The organism is Streptomyces sp. NPDC059452, from assembly GCF_042750035.1.
GTDB lineage: Bacteria > Actinomycetota > Actinomycetes > Streptomycetales > Streptomycetaceae > Streptomyces.
In genome coordinates this window covers 51062-55003 of record NZ_JBHYVE010000039.1, presented here as the reverse complement: position 1 = coordinate 55003, position 3942 = coordinate 51062, and the positions used below count along the sequence as shown (strand labels likewise).

3 protein-coding genes are annotated in these 3942 nt (G+C 71.0%); all 3 read left to right on the top strand.

The features are described 5' to 3' along the window. Positions 1 to 134: 134 nt before the first annotated feature. From shc to hpnH, 3 genes are read left to right on the top strand one after another with little or no spacing between them, the layout of a single operon-like run. Complete coding sequence (shc, locus tag ACFW9Z_RS33110; protein WP_384646717.1) at positions 135 to 2135, top strand: squalene--hopene cyclase; 2001 nt, start codon at positions 135 to 137, stop codon at positions 2133 to 2135. Beyond that, a complete protein-coding gene (locus tag ACFW9Z_RS33105; RefSeq protein ID WP_384646715.1) occupies positions 2135 to 2782 on the top strand; it encodes a 1-hydroxy-2-methyl-2-butenyl 4-diphosphate reductase in 648 nt (215 codons plus the stop codon). Before shc ends, ACFW9Z_RS33105 begins: the two co-directional genes overlap by 1 nt. Positions 2783 to 2787: 5 nt before the next feature. After that, a complete protein-coding gene (hpnH, locus tag ACFW9Z_RS33100) occupies positions 2788 to 3807 on the top strand; it encodes an adenosyl-hopene transferase HpnH (RefSeq protein WP_384646713.1) in 1020 nt (339 codons plus the stop codon). Positions 3808 to 3942: the final 135 nt, after the last annotated feature.

Here is a 3942-nt window from a genome sequence, read left to right as displayed (position 1 = left end):
CCGCCGACCAGCCGGGCCCGGAGCGCCTCGCTGCCGGAGAGCGCCTCGGCGACCCCGCCGGGCCCCCCCCCGGGGGGCGCCGCCCGACGGAGACCCCAGCACAGCAGAGGACCGACTGCACGAAGGGGAAGCTCATGACAGCGACGACCGACGGATCCACCGGGGCCGAGAACCTTGTCGGAGCTTCGGCGGGACATCCGGCCGACACGACCACCGCCGCGGACGACGTGCTCGTCGCCGCGCGGCGGGCCGCGGAACGCTCGGTGGAGCACCTCCTCGGCAGACAGGACGAGCAGGGCTGGTGGAAGGGCGACCTCGCCACCAACGTCACGATGGACGCCGAGGACCTGCTCCTGCGCCAGTTCCTGGGAATCCAGGACCCGGAGACCACGCGGGCGGCCGCCCTCTTCATCCGCGGCGAACAGCTCGGTGACGGCACCTGGAACACCTTCTACGGCGGCCCCGGCGACCTCTCCGCCACCATCGAGGCGTACGTGGCCCTGCGGCTGGCCGGGGACCGCCCCGACGAGCCCCACATGGCGCGCGCCTCCGGCTGGATCAGGGAGCAGGGCGGCATCGCGGCCGCCCGGGTCTTCACCCGGATCTGGCTGGCCCTGTTCGGCTGGTGGAAGTGGGACGACCTCCCCGAACTCCCGCCCGAGCTCATGTTCTTCCCCAAGTGGGTCCCGCTCAACATCTATGACTTCGGCTGCTGGGCCCGGCAGACCATCGTTCCGCTGACCATCGTCTCCGCGAAGCGCCCCGTGCGGCCCGCCCCCTTCGCCCTGGACGAGCTGCACACCGATCCCGCCGAGCCCAGTCCGCCCAGGAAGCTTGCCCCGGCGGCCAGTTGGGACGGCCTCTTCCAGCGGCTGGACAAAGGGCTGCACCTCTACCACAAGGTCGCCCCGCGCCCGCTGCGCCGGATCGCGATGAACATGGCCGCCCGGTGGATCATCGAACGCCAGGAGAACGACGGCTGCTGGGGCGGCATCCAGCCCCCGGCCGTCTACTCCGTCATCGCCCTCCACCTGCTCGGCTACGACCTCGACCACCCGGTGATGCGCGCCGGACTGGCCTCGCTGGACCGGTTCGCGGTGTGGCGCGAGGACGGGGCGCGCATGGTCGAGGCCTGCCAGTCACCCGTCTGGGACACCTGCCTGGCCACCGTGGCCCTGGTCGACGGCGGACTCAGACCCGACCACCCGGCCCTGGTGCGGGCCGCCGAATGGATGCTGGCCGAGGAGATCACCCGGCCCGGCGACTGGTCGGTACGCAGACCCGAACTCGCCCCAGGAGGCTGGGCGTTCGAGTTCCACAACGACAACTACCCGGACATCGACGACACCGCCGAAGTCGTCCTGGCCCTGCGCCGGGTGCACCACCCCGACCCCGCCCGGCTGGAAGCCGCCATCGAGCGCGGGGTGCGCTGGAACCTCGGGATGCAGTCCCGCAACGGGGCCTGGGGCGCGTTCGACGCCGACAACACCAGCCCCTTCCCCAACCGCCTGCCGTTCTGCGACTTCGGCGAGGTCATCGACCCGCCGTCGGCCGATGTCACCGGCCATGTCGTGGAGATGCTCGCCGTCGAAGGGCTCGCCCAACACCCCAGCACCCAGCGGGGCATCGAGTGGCTGCTCGCCGAACAGGAGGCGTGCGGCGCCTGGTTCGGCCGCTGGGGCGTCAACTACGTGTACGGAACGGGGTCGGTGGTGCCCGCCCTGGTCGCCGCCGGGCTGCCCACCGGCCACCCCTCGATCCGCCGGGCGGTGACCTGGCTGGAGTCCGTGCAGAACGATGACGGCGGCTGGGGCGAGGACCTGCGCTCGTACCAGGAGGAGAAGTGGATCGGCCACGGTGAGTCCACCGCCTCCCAGACCGCCTGGGCCCTGCTCGCCCTGCTCGCCGCGGGCCGCCGCGACAGTCCGGCCGTCGCCCGGGGGATCACCTGGCTGACCGGGGCCCAGCAGGCCGACGGCTCCTGGGACGAGCCCTACTTCACCGGCACCGGCTTCCCCTGGGACTTCTCCATCAACTACCACCTCTACCGTCAGGTCTTCCCCCTGACCGCACTCGGGCGTTACGTGCACGGCGACCCGTTCGCCGACCGCACGGGCGCGGCCCAGGGCGCCTGATGGCCGGAGCACCCGGGTCCGCGCGCCCCGCGACGCCGTTGCTGGTCGCCTGCGCGCTGGGCATCGAACAGGTGGCCCTGCGCAGCGGCAGGCGGCCCGGAGGCCCGGTACGGGTCCTGCGGACCGGGATGGGCCCCCGGGCGGCGGAGGCGGCCGTGGCGGGCGCCCTCGCCCCCGGAGGCGTACCGGACGCGGCCGTCATCGCCTCCGGCTTCTGCGCCGGCCTCGCCCCCGGCATGCACCCCGGGGACCTGGTCGTCGCCGAGGAGACCCGGGACGCCGACGGCGCCACCCCCTGCACCGGCACCGGGCTGCTGGTCGCCGCCCTCAGCCGGGCCGTCCCCGGCCGCACCGTCCACACCGGCCCCCTGACCGGCTCCGACCATGTCGTACGCGGCCCCGAACGGGCGGCGCTGCGGTCCACCGGGGCCATCGCCGTGGACATGGAGTCCGCCGCCACACTGCGTACCGCCCTGTGCCACGGACCGCGCCCGGTTGCGGCCGTCCGGGTGGTCGTGGACGCTCCAGAGCATGAGCTCGTCCGCATCGGCACGGTTCGCGGTGGAATATCGGCCTTCCGTGTCCTCCGTGCAGTCCTTCCGGCTTTCTACGAATGGCACCGATCTTTATTGCTCCCCAGGAGGTGAGCTAGATGGCCATGCCGCTCCGCCAGACCATCAAGGTTGCGACGTATCTCTTCGAACAGAAGCTCCGCAGGCGTGAGAAGTTCCCGCTGATCGTCGAGCTGGAGCCCTTGTTCGCCTGCAACCTCGCCTGTGAGGGGTGCGGCAAGATCCAGCACCCGGCCGGTGTCCTGAAGCAGCGCATGCCGGTCGCGCAGGCGGTGGGCGCGGTGCTGGAATCCGGTGCGCCCATGGTCTCCATCGCCGGCGGCGAGCCGTTGATGCATCCGCAGATCGACGAGATCGTCCGGCAGCTCGTCGCGAAGAAGAAATACGTCTTCCTCTGCACCAACGCGATGCTCATGCGCAAGAAGCTCGACAAGTTCACCCCCTCGCCCTACTTCGCCTTCGCCGTGCACATCGACGGCCTGCGGGAGCGGCACGACGAGTCGGTCGCCAAGGAAGGCGTCTTCGACGAGGCCGTCGCCGCGATGAAGGAGGCCAAGCGGCGCGGCTTCCGGGTCACCACCAACTCCACCTTCTTCAACACCGACACCCCGCAGACCATCATCGAGGTCCTCAACTACCTCAACGACGACCTCAAGGTCGACGAGATGATGATCTCGCCCGCCTACGCGTACGAGAAGGCGCCCAACCAGGAGCACTTCCTCGGCGTCGACCAGACCCGCGAACTCTTCAAGAAGGCCTTCGCGGGCGGCAACCGGGCCCGCTGGCGGCTCAACCACTCACCGCTCTTCCTGGACTTCCTGGAGGGCAAGGCGGACTTCCCGTGCACCGCGTGGGCCATCCCCAACTACTCGCTCTTCGGCTGGCAGCGCCCCTGCTACCTGATGAGCGACGGCTACGTACCGACGTACCGTCAGCTCATCGAGGAGACCGACTGGAGCAAGTACGGCCGGGGCAAGGACCCGCGCTGCGCCAACTGCATGGCGCACTGCGGCTACGAGCCCACGGCGGTCCTCGCGACCATGGGCTCGCTCAAGGAGTCGCTGCGCGCGGCGCGGGAGAGCGTCGGCGGGAACCGCTGACACCGTGACGGCGAGGGGGCCGGTCGTCCCGGCTCCCCAGGGCCTGTCGTGCAAAAAACGCCCACCGCCGGCCAGCAGGGCCCCCCCCCCGCCCACAGGTCCGAAAACGCCCAAACAGACACCACCAGAACAAAA